Below are 14,324 nucleotides of genomic sequence, written 5' to 3' on the forward strand. Positions count from 1 at the left end.
GAACAAAAGCCGGATACGAACGAGACGCCGGCGACATACACCTAGACCCGCACCCCGGCAAAGGAGTGCGGGTCATTTGCCAGGCGAAAGACGTACGAACACCCGTCTGGACCGAATGGCTAACGGGACTCGCGGAACAGATCACGGAAGCGGGCGCAGAAGTCGGGTTCATCGCGTGGAAACGTCCACGCCCCGGCAAGGCACCCCTTCACCTGGCGGTTATGCCGCTGGCCGAATACACACGACTGCTACAGAGAGCGGGATACGGGCAATGAGCAAGTGGAACGGCACCCTGGCGGAACTGCGCGGGGCGCTGGATAAGACGCTGGAATACCCGGACGACGTGGAACGAGTGATGCGGGTTGTGTCTCCGTGGTCGCGGGCACTCGCTGATCGGGCGATGGACGGCGGCGTGGAGCATGGCCGCAAGTCAGCGGAGGCAGAGCCGAATCACGTTGAGATGGGCGGTATCGCGTTCGATGGCCACGGATTCATGGTGGCGGTGTGACCCTCACTCTTACGGACCTGTTCTGCGGGGCCGGCGGATCGAGCACCGGGGCCGTGCAGGTTCCCGGTGTTCAGGTCCGCGTAGCCTCCAACCACTGGCAATTGGCCGTTGACACGCACAACAAGAACCATCCGGGGGCGGACCACATTTGCGCGGACCTCTCGCAGATTTCGCCTGAATACTTCCCGCCGTCTGAACTGCTGTGGGCGTCACCCGAATGCACCAACCACAGCATTGCCAGGGGTCGCAAGTACGAGACTGCGGCACCGGACCTGTTCGGGGAGACACTGCCGGACGATGCCGCCGAACGTAGCAGGGCAACCATGTGGGACGTTGTGCGCTTCACCGAACGGCACCGGTATCAGGCGGTGATGGTGGAGAACGTTGTAGACGCGGTGCGCTGGCAACCCTGGCGCGCGTGGCTGATGGCAATGGACTCTCTCGGCTACCACCACCAAACCGTGATGCTGAACAGCGCGCACGCTCAGTTGGCCGGCGAGGGTGCGCCTCAGTCGCGTGACCGCATGTACGTCGTGTTCTGGCGTAAGGGGAACCGTAAGCCGGACTTGCATCGGGTGACGCGTCCGCGTGCGGTGTGCGCGGAGTGTGGTCCCGTGCGGGCGATGCAGTCGTGGAAGCGGGACGACCGTCCGGAGCATGGCCGCTACAGGGCTCAGTATGTGTACAGGTGCCCGAACATGGCGTGCCGGAATGCCGTTGTTGAGCCTCTGGTGCGCACTGCGGCCGACGTTATCGACTGGACCCACCAGGGCACCCGGATCGGGGATCGAACGCGGCCGCTGGCCGATAAGACGATGAACCGCATTCGGTCGGGCATTGAAGAGTATTGGGCACCGCTGGCTGTTCCGGTGGAGGGGCGCGAGGGTAAGCGCGCGGCACCGGTGGACCGACCGTTTCGGACTATGACGACCCGGAACGAGACGGGTTTAGCGTTCATTGCCGAGTTGCGGGGCGGCGGTTCTAAACACCGTCCGGTGACTCATCCGCTGTCTACGGTTACAGCGTCCGGGAATCATCACGGGCTTGTTCGGGGCGAGAAACCGTCCGTTGACATTGACGATGTTCGGTTTCGCATGTTGGAGCCGGAAGAGGTTATCCGGGCGATGGATTTCCCGTCCGGGTATGAGGTGCTGGGCACGCGTCGTGAGCGGGTGAGGATGGCCGGCAATGCGGTCACGCCACCCGCTGCCCGCGACCTGGTGAGCGTCGTTTCTGAATCACTGAACTAGGGAGAGAGAAATCATGGAAGCACATAAGGTTGACGTTCTCGTGAAGGCTGCCGCAATCCTGGAAGGCGCGGACGCAGGGTTCCCCACGCTCGCGGATTCGGTCCGTGACGTGGTGGCTGAGTTGAATGAGGATCGGGAGGTTGACGACCTGGCGCGGGTGTTGGTGGCTGCTGCGAATGGCCACCAGGGGCACCCGACCGACCCGGCACGCCCTGTAAGCGACTACTGGCGGTCTATTGCGCGTGCGGCGTTGGGGCATGGCGGGGTGAATGGTGTTGACTCGCTGGTGGTGGCTCAGCGGAACGAGGCGCTGGACGCGTTGGAGGATATTCGGTTCCGTTCCATCCCAGGCAAGTTCGGCACCATGAATCAAGGGTGCGCACCGGGGCGGATTGCGGAGGCTGTGCACGATATGTTCCGGGATTGGGGCCGTATGCGCTACAAGGAACTTGCGACGATTCCGCTGTGACGAATAGCGATTCTGAGGGGCTGCTAGACACGCGGGCCGGTGCGGCACTCGCACACGACGCGTGGACTAGCGGCCTACAGGCAGGGATCGCGGCCACCCGCGCGGACGTATGGCGTAAACCAGTGTCACCGTTCTTCCGGCACTTATGCGCACTGAAACGACGAGACGAAAAGGAAAGGGGCGACTCGCAAGAGTGTCAGAAACCGTAACCTATCAGCGGCCCATCAACTGGAACGACATTCAAGACCCGACAGACCTGGAAATCTGGAACCGGGCAACATCCAACTTTTGGTTACCCGAAAAGATCGCCCTATCCAACGATATTCCCGGATGGGACACTCTCACCAAACCGGAACAACTAACCGTCATGCGGGTATTCACAGGGCTAACCATGCTGGACACGGCGCAGGGCACCGTGGGATGCATCGAAATGATCCCGGACGCGAACACGCAACACGAAGAGGCTATCCTCTGCTATTTCGCTGGCATGGAGGCTATCCACGCGCGTTCCTACTCTTCCATTTTCTCCACACTGGCGAACAGTAGGGAGATTGACGGGGCGTTCACGTGGTCTGAGACGAACGAGCACTTGCAGAATAAGGCGCGCATCATCCTGTCCTACTATCGGGGTGACTGCCCGCTGCGGAAGAAAGTCATTTCGGTACTGCTGGAATCGTTCCTGTTCTACTCAGGGTTCTACCTGCCGTTCTGGTATGCGGCACGTGGCAAACTCACCAACACGGCGGACATTATCCGGTTGATTCTGCGGGACGAAGTGCTTCACGGGTTCTACATCGGGCACAAGTTTCGGCAAGCATTCGAGGACGCCGACCCCGACACGCAACAAGACGTGTTGGAATACGCGTACGACATGCTCAGCGAACTGTACGACAACGAATGCCTGTACGCGGCGGACCTGTACGACCATTTAGGTTGGACGGACGACGTTAAGGCGTGGATGCGGCTAAACGCCAACCGGGCGCTAAAGAACCTGGGGTTTGAACCACTGTTCGCGGACGAGGATTGCCAGGTGTCAGCGGAAATCATGACGAACCTTGACCCCGGTGCGAACGAGACACACGATTTCTTTTCCGGCTCGGGATCGTCATACGTGATCGGGCGGGTAGAAGAGACAACTGACGACGATTGGAACTGAACATGGCTGGGTGGAGTGATCCGGGCGCGGACCCTGCGGACGAGTGGGACAACCCTAGCGGGAACGTGCCGGACTTGTTTTCGGGTGTGGAAATGTTCATGCGCGCGGCTGGGCAGGATGTTGCGGACCGGCCGGCACTGCCTGAGTTGGGGCCGGTGCGACGACTGCGGCGCGAACTGTTGCGGGAAGAGTTCACTGAATACCGGGCGGCGGAACTGTCCGAAGACTTCCCGGAAATCGTGGACGGTCTCATTGACGTAATCGTGATCGCCTACGGCACTCTGTTGACGTATGCCGGTCGGGATGCCACGCGGGCGTGCATGGCGGAAGTGACCCGCTCCAACCTGGACAAAATCGTGGACGGGCAAGTGACCCGACGTGACGACGGCAAGATTCTTAAGCCTGAGGGGTGGACCGGTCCGCGCATCGCTGAGGTGTTGGAGGCGGCACGGTGACCGAACGGGACACGCAAGTTACCGAATACGGGCTCAACTACGACCCGGCAATGCGGGACCTCATCGTCACGGACGAGGGGCAAGCGCGAGCATTCCGGGACCGGGCAAGAGCGAACGGGCACGACCCGGTAGTGCGGAAGCGGACACGAACAATCACAGTAAGCGAGTGGGTGCCACATGAGTTTGACGACGGACGAAGCGACGGGGCTGCGCGAGTCCCTGGCGCGTGAACGGGACCGGAAGGTGAACAAGGTAGACCTTGACTTCCGCGCGGCGCTGTACAGGCAGGAGCGGGGCCGGCTGCTGCAACCCGAACACCTGGTGAACGATGTTGTGGAGGTGGTGACCCGTCTACGTGCTGCGGCGGTGGACGGGATCGCGGCTGAGCGGGTGTGGGATGCGGACGTGGGCGAGTTCGTCGCGCCTGAGGCGGTCTCAGAGTCGCGTGGCGGGCCTAAGGCACCGTGCAATGTGGGTTTGATTGACCAGGCGGACGCGGAGGTGGTGCGCCTGGCGTCGGTGGCCATGTGGCGGTGCGGTGGCCCGGATCGGCTGCCACGGGGCCTGTGGAGGGACCCGGACGGGCGCGTAAGGGGGGTGAAGGGCGGCAACCTGATTCCGGTGCACATGATGGTGGGTAGCCTGAAAGATCGTGCGGGGGTGCTGGATTGGCCGTCTTGGTGTGAGCCGGAAGAGTGGGCGGCTGTCCGTGAGCGTTCGTTCAAGATGCTTACGGGTCTGCGCGAGTCGCTGGCGGACGCTGCCGTGGCCTCCGGGGCGTCCACGGCTGGGGCTGCTGCGGCTGAGTCGCGGGGCGAGTACGGGTTGTTCGGTTGACGTGGATGGACGAGGACGCGGCCCGCAAGTTCGTGGGCCGCAACTCTCGCACCCTGAGGTATTGGCGTGCGGCGGGGACCGTGGATTGGGGGCGTCGTGGCGGGCGCATTGTCTACGAACGCTCATCCCTCATCGTTGCGCATGAGCGCGCGTGCGAGAACTTGCGGAGGGGCGGGCGGAACAAAGGGAGTGTGAATAAATATCCTTTGCCGCCCGGTCAACTAATGTTATCTGTGTCTGGTTGATCGCCGGATATGGCCGTGAGACTCGCGGGCGAAAGCCTCCCCTCGCGGACCGTTATTCGTCACCCGCCCCTAAGCCTCTCGCGGATGCTCAAATGGGGGCGGCGGGCACGCCCGTGTAGCCCAAAATGGCAGAGGCGGCGCACTCAAAATGCGTTGGTTGCAGGTTCGAGTCCTGCCACGGGCACAGGGGGCCGCAAGTTCTCAAGAACGGCTTGCGGTCCGCACATGTACGCCCCGGAATGGCCTCTGAACCGTCACGCCAACCGGGGCTCTGAACCACACCCGCCCCGCCTCTCAAATGAAGCGCACTGCGGCGGGTTTTCGTCTAACTGGCAGATGCTCCCCGGGGCTATCTGCCCTTTTTCTTGGGGGGACAATGCGAAAGACACTCACAGCGGCAATCGCTGCAACCTGCCTGACCGCCGGCGCGGTCACTACGGCAACCACGGCGACCGCTGAGAGCGTCTGTGAGCCTACGGCAACATTCGTCATGGGCGGCATGAACGACCCCAACGCAAACGCATTCGCGGGCAACGTGCACCGCGTGGCCTACTCTGCGTCCATTTGGCCGGTCGGACCGGTCACCTACGACGCATCCGTGGCGGAGGGCACCGCGAACATGGTGCACGCGGTCAACACCTACGCTGCACAGTGCCCTGATAGCCGCATCCGCGTGAAGGGGTACAGCGAGGGGGCACGGGCTGCCGGGGACGCACTGCTGGTACTGGACCAGGGGCCGTACGCGGACCGGATCACGGGCCGACTTTACGGGGACCCGCGCAACCCTGGCGGCATTGAAGATTCCTTCCGGGGCATGAGCGCGTTCGGCATCACCATGACCGGCACGCGGCCCGCCACGGCAACCATTCCCATTGAAGAGGTATGCAACGACGCACCGGGCGACCGGGACGGCATTTGCTCCCTTCCGGGGCCTGTAACCAACCTGATCGGATTCGCTGACGGCGTGTACGGGTACATGCTGGGCGGTTCCCACGGGTACGACTTGAACGACTGAGGTACACCAATGGTCACTGTCTACACCAAACCGAATTGCCAGCCGTGCAGGCAGACAAAACGGGCATTGGACAAGCGGAATGTGCCGTACGAAGAGGTGAACATCCTTGAAAGCGACGAAGGGCAGAGAGTTGCGCGCACAATGGGGTTCACCAGTGCTCCCGTGGTAGTCGCTGACGGGGCCGGCACGTGGTGCGGATTCAAACCGGATCGCATCGCGGCACTGTGAGCAAGTACGCGGGGCGTAGTACGCGGCGGTGGAAGAAACTTAAAGCATGGTTCAAGGCTGAGGCGACGGAACGCGAGTTGCCGTGTTGGCTGTGTGGCCAGCCCATCGCCTACGACGTGCACTATATGCACCCGGACGCGTTCAGCGTGGATCACATGCTGCCAGTGTCTACACACCCGGAACACGCGGAGGACGCCGCGAACCTTCGTGCGGCGCACAGGCATTGCAATATCGTGCGCCAAAACAAAGAAGCGAAACCAAGCCTGGGGAGGCAAACCCGTAAATGGTGAAATGCATTATCGGGCAATGGGAAGACACCTCACTTGACGATGAGGACAAGGCTGCGCTCGATGCCGTACTCACAGGGGGAATGAGTATGGCACGGGCGTACAGGTATTGCCGAACGGCCGGACTAGAAGCCGGTCTAACGGCGTTCAAGGATCACACGCGGGAACGGTGCGCGTGTAAGGAGTGATGCACATGGGCGCGTTGGCAGAAATACTGCAAGAGCCTGGCGCGCCGGAAGCGGAACACACACCCGCGCGCACACTGGACGCAGACACGGAACTTGCGGGACAGGCACGCACCACAAGGCTTGACCACACACACGACGCGGACACAGAGGACGCGCTACTGCGGTCACTGGGGCATGACCCGGAACGGTGGCGGTTCGCGGGCGCACCGGCAATCTACCGGCGGGACGACGCGGGCGAAACACGATACACCACGTACCGGTACAAACTCATGCCCGTATCGGAAAGCCTCACGGGTTTACTGGACACGATCAAGACGCGCACCATTTCGCCCCGCATGAACGCGGACACGGGCGCGGCATTCACGTTCCAAGCCTCAGACCTACAGTTGGGCAAGAGCGACAACGAAGGCACCACGGGAACCGTAGACCGGTACGTGGAGTCAGTAGGCGTCGCAGTGGAACGTCTGCGGCGGCTCAGGGCACACGAACCGTACGGCACGGTGCACCTGGTGTTCGCCGGCGACTGTATCGAGGGGAACCAATCGCAGTCCGGGCGGAACATGTGGCGCACCGAACTGACGATCACAGAACAGACCCGCGTATTCCGGGCACTGCTGTACCGGACCATTGACGCGTTCGTAGAAGAGGGCGCGGACACGGTACTGGTGGACGTGGTGAACGGCAACCACGACGAGGTTCAGCGCTACCAGACAACCCGCCCCGACGACGGGCACGCCACGGAAGCGGCCATCGCAGTACGGGAAGGGCTCGCACTCAACGAACCTGCGTACGGGCACGTGCAAGTACGCGTGCCGGTCACAGACCAGGGGTACATGACCGTCCCGGTAGGGGACACCGTGTTCACGATTGCGCACGGTCACCAGTGGCGGCGCAACCAAGCGATGAACTGGTGGAGCGGGCAAGCATTCTACGAACACAACCCTGGCGGGGCGCACGTCCTGGCGCACGGGCACTTTCACGAACACGAGGTGCAGCGGGCCGGCAAACGCTGGCGTATCTGTTCACCAACCTACGACCAGGGAAGTAACTACTTCCGTGATCTAACCGGGGCGGTAAGCCAACCGGGGGGGATTGTGTATACGACTTGCGGGGGGCAAGTGAACGATATGTCCATCGTATAGGAGACAAACCGTTGAAGAAAGTAGCGGCAATCGTGGCGCTCGCGGCCGGCATTCTACTGCTGGCCGGATGCGACCAGGAAGGAAACATGACCTACACGCGGAACATGAACACGTCAGCGCACACGGTGGACCTTCCAGACGGGCGCACAGTGTTGTGCGTGTACGAGTCCGGGGATAGGCAGGCGGGACTTTCCTGCGATTGGTCGGGTGCAGCATGACAATCATCTACCAACCGGGGCGGGTACACCAGTGCATACCGCCAAGCATCCGTGACCCCCGCTCAGTGGTCGGGCGAGACCGGTACATTCCGGGAACAATCTGGGAATGCTACTGCGGCAAACACTGGCATGTGGTTGAAGAGTCGCAGATGGCCGCATGGCGGGCGGCGAGAGACCGCAGGGGAAGCATGTGGGTGCCGGTGCACTGGTGGAACACCCAAACACGACGCATCATCCGCTACCACGAACAAGTGATCGAGAAACAGAAACGAGCACTCTCGTTCGCAGACTTCACCAAAGGCGGACCACTTGAACAATGAGACACGCCAACAAGTAGACACCGCCATCGAACAACGATCCCTCGTGGAATGGTTGACCACCGAATACAACACGGCACTACAAGACTTCACGGCAACCATGCTGGACCTGAAAACCAAAGCCGAACACAACCCGGCACTACGCGAATACGTCGCGGAACGGATGAGCCGATGAACAACACAGACACCACAGACCTGCGCGAAACCATCGGACGACTCTCCGACATGGTAGGAGAACTAGGCAACCTCGTAGCAGGACACGAATGCGAAATCATTCTTCCACCCCTACCTGAACCAGTAAGCGCGACCATTGTGCGGTTCCCCAACAAGGGACACACCACAGTATGGCTCGCACCCGACAACACGGAAGTACGAACCAACACAGAGCGCGAAGAGTTCGGCGGACGACAAAGATTCGGACTCACTACCCGCACACTGCACGACGGAAACACAGAGTACCCACTACAGAGATTCAACGGGCACCACGGCGTCACCTACGCACACCGGGGCATCCGAGTCGTAGAGGCAGAAGAGGGAACACCAGCACCAACAGGCGTATTCGGCTGGCACCGACTCTACTAACCCACACGCGAATGGGGCGCATGAAACCATGCATGAGAATGGATGGCCATGCACGAGTGGATGCATGAACATGCACACCCCGGGGGCATGAAAATCACAAACATGCAGGTCAGCGGCCTTTTTCGCGAGGGGGCGAGGGCTCTCCCCCCGGTTTGGGGTACCCATCGCGCGCATAATATACAGTGTGATGCATGAATGGTTGCATGGATATACGGATTGGGTGGATGAATGGGTGTTCTTGAGGCGGCGTTGGATGATTCGCTGGCGGCTATGGATTGGATCAAGCCGGCGGATGCTGCGGCGGTGGCGTTGGCGCGTGGTTATGCGGTTCAGATTGATGCGGTGTTGGCTGCGGCTGATTTGGGGGATGTGTCGGGCACGGATGTGACTAAGGCGCTGTATTTGGGGCCGCACTTGTTGAATGCGCTTAGGGCGTTGGGTGCTACTCCGGATGGGCGCGCGTCGCTGGACCTGACGGAGAAGGTCGAGGGGGCGTTGAGTGGAATACGTGCGCGGAGGGCGACAGGCTGACGGGTCGCTTTGGGGGGTTACTGAGCCACGGTTGTTTACGCCGCCTAGGCGGGAGTTGACGCCGGAAACGTCGCTTGGTTTCGAGTTGATCGAGTTTTCCGAGCGTGTGCTTGGTGTGGTGTTGTTTCCGTGGCAAAAGTGGTTGGTTGTTCATGCGTTGGAACTGAACGAGGATGGCACGTTCAGGTTCCGGCGCGTGATTGTGCTTGTGGCCCGTCAGAATGGTAAGACGACGCTGTTTAAGGTCTGGGCGTTGTGGCGGTTGTTCGCGGACCGTGCGGAAGGTGTGCTTGGTACGGCGCATGATTTGGCGACGGCTGAGAAGACGTGGGAGCAAACGTTGTCGCTTGCTCGTTCGGTGCCTGAGTTGGGCGCGGGGATCGCCAAGGAATCGAACACGAACGGTAACAAGTATTTTCGTCTGGCGAATAATCCGGCGCGGGAGTATTACGGGGGCGAGTACCTGGTTCGTGCGGCGACTGGTGGCGGTGGGCGTGGTGCGTCTATCGAGTTGGTGTTCATGGACGAGTTGCGCGAGCATAAGGATTATTCGTCGTGGTCTGCGGTGACTAAGACGACGAACGCTATTTCGCGTGGCCAGATTGTGGCTATGTCGAATGCGGGGGATGCGTCGTCCGTGGTGTTGAACGATCTACAGGCGCGGGCTACGCAGGCTATCGAGACTGGTATTACGGCGGACACTCAGACGGGCCTATTCGAGTGGTCTGGGGGGCCGGATTGCGACGTGTGGGATCGGGACGCGTGGGCTCAGGCTAACCCGTCTCTCGGCTATTCGGGCATGACTGAGGCGACGTTGGCGGCGGACTGTGAGACGGACCCTGAGGACGTTTACCGCACTGAGGTGTTGTGTCAGCGGGTGAAGTCGCTTGATCCTTCCGTGTTCCCGGAGGGTGCGTGGGATGGATGCGCGGTGCCGGCGAACGTTGCGGTTAGCCATGTGGAGGGAGCCCGGCTAGACGTAACGGTGGAAGTCTCGCATGACCGGTCTATGACGTACCTCGTTGCCTGTGGTGAGTCCACTCTTGGTAAGCCGTTGATCGAGGTGGTGGCGGAGCGTGCGGGCACGGCGTGGGTTGTTCCGTGGCTCGTGGAGCGTGCGGCACTGTTCGGGCGTGTGATTGTTCAGGCTCGTGGTGCGCCTGCGTCGTCGTTGATTCCGGCGCTGAAAGAGGCGTCTACGGGCGTGGACGGTGAAGCCTTGTGGGAAGTGTTGGAGTGGGGCGGTTCGGACCTTACGGGGGCGCACGGGTCGTTTTATGACGCTGTGCGAGAGGCGGATTTTTTGCACCTTGGACAGCCGGTTTTGGATGCTGGCGCGGAGTCGGGGCGTATCAAGCCGTTGGGGGATTCGTGGGTGTTTGATCGCGCTAAGTCTCCGGTTGATGTGTCTCCGGTGATTGGTGCTGTTGGTTCGTTGTGGGCGTTTAGTCGTCCGCGTGAGGCTGCGCAAACGTCGGTGTATGACGATGAGGACGCGGAATTGATGATTTTGTAGGGGGTGTTTATGGGCATTGCTTCGTGGTTCGGTTTTAAGCCGACTGTGATTCCCCCTGAGTCTACTACGATTGAGCCGATTCTAGATCAAATCCGTTGGACGATGGCGGGGCAGACGCCGGAACAGTTGTGGCGGGAACAACCGTATTTGCGGATGGTTACCGGGTTTCTTGCGCGGAACGTGGCGCAACTTGGTTTGCATTGCTACCGGCATGATTCCGGTGGTGGGCGCGAGCGGGTGCGCGATGGCGTGGTGGCGCGCATTCTGGGCCGGCCGAATCCGGAACAGACCGGATACGAGTTGATCCGGGACTTGGTGCACGACCTGAGCCTGTATGACGACGCGTACCTGATGGTGGTCCGCGTGGTGGATAGTCCGACCGGCTGGGAGGTGCGGAACGTTCCGCCCCGGTGGGTGACGGGCGTTGTGGGCAAGACGGCGTACTCGGTGGACGGGTACTCGGTGGTGTTCCCGAAAGCAACACGTCCGGTGACGGTTCCGGCTGGGAACATTCTGCACTTTCACGGGTGGCATCCGGAAGACCGTTCGGGCGGCGTTACTCCGGTGGAGGCGTTGAAGGGCACTCTGCTGGAACAGGTGGAGGCTGCGGAGTATCGGCGTCAGTTGTGGGAACGCGGTGGTCGTGTCGGTTCGTATATCTCGCGGCCGAAAGATGCGCCCGGTTGGTCAAACGAGGGGCGGGCGCGGTTCAAGCGGGGCTGGGCGGCGTCGTGGTCTGGCGACGGGGCGAAGGCTGGCGGTACTCCGGTGCTAGAGGACGGCATGGAGTTGAAGCGTGTCGGGTTCTCTGCGAAAGAGGAAGAGTTCGTAGAGGCGTCGAAATTGTCGCTTCAAACGGTGGCCGGCGTGTACTACGTGAATCCGACGATGCTGGGCCAGTTGGATAATGCGAACTACTCGAATGTGCGCGAGTTCCGAAAGATGTTGTATGGGGACACGTTGGGGCCGACGTTGGCGCAGTTGGAAGCGCGGTTGAATGCGTTTCTGTTGCCGATGCTTGGGGCTGGCGATGGCGAGTACGTGGAGTTCAACATTCGGGAGAAGTTGGAAGGCGACTTTAACGAGTCGGCTACGCAGATGTACCAAGCGGCGGGCGGTCCGTACATGACGCGCAATGAGATTAGGGCGCGGATGAATCTGCCGTCTATCGAGGGCGGAGACACGTTGATTGTTCCGTTGAATCTGGGGACACCTGAGGGGGGTGTGGATGGAAGCCAAGACGAAAAGTAGCGTTGGCCGGATTGAGGTCAAGGCGGATGGCGAAGAGGCGGGCGTGTTCAGTGCGTACGCGTCGGTGTTTGGTGTGCGGGATTCGTACGGTGACGTGGTGGAAAAGGGCGCGTTCACTGACACGTTGAAAGAGTGGTCTGCTAAGGGTGCGACTATTCCGCTGTTGTTCGCGCACAAGAACAATGATCCTGACTATTTCATCGGCTCTGTCAGTGAGGCGGTGGAGGATGAGACGGGGTTGCGGGTCCGCTGCAAGTTGGACTTGGATTCACCTAAGGGTGAACAGGTTTACCGGCTGATTAAGGATGGCCGGCTGGCGGAAATGTCGTTCATGTACAACGTTCGTGATGGTGAGGACGTTGTGCCGGTGAAGGATGGTAAGCGGGATTGGGAGAACCGTTATTACTCGATCAAGTCGGTTGGGTTGTATGAGGTTTCTGTGGTGCATATTGGCGCTAATCCGGCTACGTCGATTAGTGATGTGAAGGCTGCCGGGGCTGAGCGGGATGCTGTTGTGCCGGTGGAGGATGAGGGCGCGGCTCAGCGGGTGAAGAGCGTTGAGGCGTTTGTGGCGAGTTTCGATCTTGGGGGTTACTGATATGGCTAAGACTATTCTGGAAAAGCGTTCCGCTGCCGTGGCTGAGGCGCAGAGCATTGTGGAGAGCGTGAAGAGCGCGGGGGACCTGGACGAGGGGCAGAGCGCGCGTCTGGGCGAGTTGCACACTGAAATCAAGGGCTTTGACGAGCATATCGCGCGCGCCAAGTCGGATGCTGCGATTGTCGAGCAGATCAAGAGCATGGGCAAGGTGGAGCACGAGGGCACGCCCCGTGGTGGCCACGCTGAGGTTCACGCCAAGACCATTGGCGAGCACTTTATCAAGTCGGTGGGTGACCGGATCGCCAGCCGTGACGGTGGCCGGTTCTCTGTGCAGGGGCCGGAGTGGACGGGCGCTAAGGCTGCCACTGATCCTCAGTTGACCGGCGGCGGTGACGGTGCCTATGCCGATTGGCTGGTGGATGTTGATACCAACATTCAGCGGGAGAAGCGGGAACGGCTCGTTATCGCGGACCTGTTGGGTACCGGTACCATTTCGGGGTCGTCTATCAAGTATTTTGTTGAGGGCGATTTCGAGGGCGATTTCGAGACCGTGGGCGAGGGCAAGAAGAAGCCTCAGGTGCACGTGGGTGACCCGACTCCGGTCGTGGATGCGCTCACCAAGATTGCGGCGTGGGTGCACCTGTCGGACGAGACTCTGGAAGACCTGCCGTTCCTCGTTTCCGAGATCAACAACCGACTGATCTACAAGTTGGGCGTTGAGGAAGAGAAGCAGTTGCTTAGCGGCAACGGCACCGGCACTAATCTGTTGGGTCTGCTGAACCGTTCGGGTGTGCAGTCTGAGACTGCGGATGCTGCGGAGGACAACGCGGACGCTATCTTCCGTGCGACCACGAAGATTCAGAATGCGACCGACCTGACGGCGGATGGTATCGTGATTCACCCGCTGGATTACCAGGAGTTCCGTCTTTCGCGTGACGCGAACGGGCGTTACTTTGGTGGCGGCTATTTCGAGGGCAACGCTCAGCCTCCCCTCTGGGGCCTGAGTACCGTTGTTTCCCCGGTGGTGGAGCGCGGTAAGCCTCTGGTTGGCAACTTCCGTCAGTCGTCCACCCTGTACCGCAAGGGCGGTCTGCGGATCGACACCACGAACACCGATGGTGACGACTTCATTAACAACATGGTCAAGACCCGTGTTGAGGAGCGTGTGGCGTTGGCGGTCCGTCAGCCTCTCGCTCTGGTGAAGGTCGCTCTGACGGTGTAAGTGGTTGCGGGGCGGGTGCTTTCGGGTGCCTGCCCCGTTCCCGGATTGGGGGTTCGTAGTGATTGTGAAGAAGATTCAGGCGGTGTCGTCTGGCGCGCATGATGCGCAGTACGCGTCTAAGGCGCAGATTGTCGGCGCGGACGGTAAGGCTATTGACCTGGCGGATATGTTGGCGCGGATTGAGGCGCTGGAAGCGGCGGCCGGCTAATGGAAATGTACGAGTTGGTGCGCAACGGCATGGTTCACACTGTGCAGTTGACCAAGTTGGATGCTCAGCGGTATGGGGCTAAGCCTGTGTCGGTTAAGCCT

At 60.8% G+C, this 14,324-nt stretch carries 17 protein-coding genes and 1 tRNA gene; all 18 read left to right on the forward strand.

Going from position 1 to position 14,324, the window contains the following annotated elements:
* Positions 1–271 precede the first annotated feature (271 nt).
* The gene (locus tag H4F70_RS06220) at positions 272–508 is read left to right on the forward strand and encodes a hypothetical protein (RefSeq protein ID WP_182359440.1); all 237 of its coding nucleotides are present in this window, start codon (positions 272–274) and stop codon (positions 506–508) included.
* On the forward strand, positions 505–1,758 hold the full coding sequence (locus tag H4F70_RS06225; protein WP_182359442.1) for a DNA cytosine methyltransferase: 1,254 nt from the start codon (positions 505–507) through the stop codon (positions 1,756–1,758). Before H4F70_RS06220 ends, H4F70_RS06225 begins: the two co-directional genes overlap by 4 nt.
* 13 nt (positions 1,759–1,771) lie before the next feature.
* Positions 1,772–2,227 (forward strand): hypothetical protein, encoded by a 456-nt coding sequence (locus H4F70_RS06230; RefSeq protein WP_182359444.1) that lies wholly within the window; start codon positions 1,772–1,774, stop codon positions 2,225–2,227.
* A 145-nt stretch (positions 2,228–2,372) separates the two neighbouring features.
* The gene (gene nrdF, locus H4F70_RS06235; RefSeq protein WP_182359446.1) at positions 2,373–3,383 is read left to right on the forward strand and encodes a class 1b ribonucleoside-diphosphate reductase subunit beta; all 1,011 of its coding nucleotides are present in this window, start codon (positions 2,373–2,375) and stop codon (positions 3,381–3,383) included.
* Positions 3,374–3,838, forward strand: coding sequence for a nucleoside triphosphate pyrophosphohydrolase family protein (locus tag H4F70_RS06240; protein WP_182359448.1), 465 nt, complete (start codon positions 3,374–3,376; stop codon positions 3,836–3,838). Before nrdF ends, H4F70_RS06240 begins: the two co-directional genes overlap by 10 nt.
* A 177-nt stretch (positions 3,839–4,015) precedes the next feature.
* Entirely contained in the window at positions 4,016–4,675 is a 660-nt protein-coding gene (locus H4F70_RS06245) for a hypothetical protein (protein ID WP_182359449.1), read from the forward strand.
* Between the two features lie 354 nt (positions 4,676–5,029).
* A tRNA-Leu gene (locus H4F70_RS06250) sits at positions 5,030–5,104 on the forward strand.
* A 315-nt stretch (positions 5,105–5,419) separates the two neighbouring features.
* Complete coding sequence (locus H4F70_RS06255; protein WP_182359451.1) at positions 5,420–5,935, forward strand: cutinase family protein; 516 nt, start codon at positions 5,420–5,422, stop codon at positions 5,933–5,935.
* A 9-nt stretch (positions 5,936–5,944) separates the two neighbouring features.
* Positions 5,945–6,163, forward strand: coding sequence for a glutaredoxin domain-containing protein (locus tag H4F70_RS06260; RefSeq protein WP_182359453.1), 219 nt, complete (start codon positions 5,945–5,947; stop codon positions 6,161–6,163).
* The gene (locus tag H4F70_RS21110) at positions 6,160–6,453 is read left to right on the forward strand and encodes an HNH endonuclease (protein WP_182359460.1); all 294 of its coding nucleotides are present in this window, start codon (positions 6,160–6,162) and stop codon (positions 6,451–6,453) included. The genes H4F70_RS06260 and H4F70_RS21110 overlap by 4 nt, the downstream gene beginning before the upstream one ends.
* A gap of 190 nt (positions 6,454–6,643) precedes the next feature.
* The gene (locus tag H4F70_RS06270; protein WP_182359462.1) at positions 6,644–7,780 is read left to right on the forward strand and encodes a hypothetical protein; all 1,137 of its coding nucleotides are present in this window, start codon (positions 6,644–6,646) and stop codon (positions 7,778–7,780) included.
* Positions 7,781–8,307: 527 nt separating this feature from the next.
* On the forward strand, positions 8,308–8,490 hold the full coding sequence (locus tag H4F70_RS06275) for a hypothetical protein (RefSeq protein ID WP_182359463.1): 183 nt from the start codon (positions 8,308–8,310) through the stop codon (positions 8,488–8,490).
* Between the two features lie 635 nt (positions 8,491–9,125).
* Entirely contained in the window at positions 9,126–9,428 is a 303-nt protein-coding gene (locus H4F70_RS06280) for a terminase small subunit (protein ID WP_182359465.1), read from the forward strand.
* Positions 9,429–9,483: 55 nt separating this feature from the next.
* On the forward strand, positions 9,484–10,944 hold the full coding sequence (locus H4F70_RS06285; RefSeq protein ID WP_182359467.1) for a terminase: 1,461 nt from the start codon (positions 9,484–9,486) through the stop codon (positions 10,942–10,944).
* Between the two features lie 102 nt (positions 10,945–11,046).
* The gene (locus tag H4F70_RS06290) at positions 11,047–12,195 is read left to right on the forward strand and encodes a phage portal protein (protein WP_235681368.1); all 1,149 of its coding nucleotides are present in this window, start codon (positions 11,047–11,049) and stop codon (positions 12,193–12,195) included.
* A complete protein-coding gene (locus H4F70_RS06295) occupies positions 12,173–12,793 on the forward strand; it encodes an HK97 family phage prohead protease (RefSeq protein WP_182359469.1) in 621 nt (206 codons plus the stop codon). Before H4F70_RS06290 ends, H4F70_RS06295 begins: the two co-directional genes overlap by 23 nt.
* Position 12,794: 1 nt before the next feature.
* Positions 12,795–14,015 (forward strand): phage major capsid protein, encoded by a 1,221-nt coding sequence (locus H4F70_RS06300; protein WP_182359471.1) that lies wholly within the window; start codon positions 12,795–12,797, stop codon positions 14,013–14,015.
* Between the two features lie 58 nt (positions 14,016–14,073).
* Entirely contained in the window at positions 14,074–14,223 is a 150-nt protein-coding gene (locus H4F70_RS06305) for a hypothetical protein (RefSeq protein ID WP_182359473.1), read from the forward strand.
* Positions 14,224–14,324 lie beyond the last annotated feature (101 nt).

Origin of the sequence: Tomitella gaofuii (assembly GCF_014126825.1) — a bacterium.
Taxonomy (GTDB): Bacteria; Actinomycetota; Actinomycetes; order Mycobacteriales; family Mycobacteriaceae; genus Tomitella; species Tomitella gaofuii.

What these genes read in the sequence shown, in the direction of transcription:
- H4F70_RS06230 (WP_182359444.1), top strand. Translation starts at nt 1,772, where the DNA reads ATGGAAGCACATAAGGTTGACGTTCTCGTGAAGGCTGCCGCAATCCTG.
- H4F70_RS06255 (WP_182359451.1), top strand. Translation starts at nt 5,420, where the DNA reads ATGAACGACCCCAACGCAAACGCATTCGCGGGCAACGTGCACCGCGTG.
- H4F70_RS06220 (WP_182359440.1), top strand. Translation starts at nt 272, where the DNA reads ATGAGCAAGTGGAACGGCACCCTGGCGGAACTGCGCGGGGCGCTGGAT.
- nrdF (WP_182359446.1), top strand. Translation starts at nt 2,373, where the DNA reads ATGCGCACTGAAACGACGAGACGAAAAGGAAAGGGGCGACTCGCAAGA.
- H4F70_RS06300 (WP_182359471.1), top strand. Translation starts at nt 12,795, where the DNA reads ATGGCTAAGACTATTCTGGAAAAGCGTTCCGCTGCCGTGGCTGAGGCG.
- H4F70_RS06280 (WP_182359465.1), top strand. Translation starts at nt 9,126, where the DNA reads ATGGGTGTTCTTGAGGCGGCGTTGGATGATTCGCTGGCGGCTATGGAT.
- H4F70_RS06245 (WP_182359449.1), top strand. Translation starts at nt 4,016, where the DNA reads ATGAGTTTGACGACGGACGAAGCGACGGGGCTGCGCGAGTCCCTGGCG.
- H4F70_RS06270 (WP_182359462.1), top strand. Translation starts at nt 6,644, where the DNA reads ATGGGCGCGTTGGCAGAAATACTGCAAGAGCCTGGCGCGCCGGAAGCG.
- H4F70_RS06290 (WP_235681368.1), top strand. Translation starts at nt 11,047, where the DNA reads ATGGCGGGGCAGACGCCGGAACAGTTGTGGCGGGAACAACCGTATTTG.
- H4F70_RS06295 (WP_182359469.1), top strand. Translation starts at nt 12,173, where the DNA reads ATGGAAGCCAAGACGAAAAGTAGCGTTGGCCGGATTGAGGTCAAGGCG.
- H4F70_RS06260 (WP_182359453.1), top strand. Translation starts at nt 5,945, where the DNA reads ATGGTCACTGTCTACACCAAACCGAATTGCCAGCCGTGCAGGCAGACA.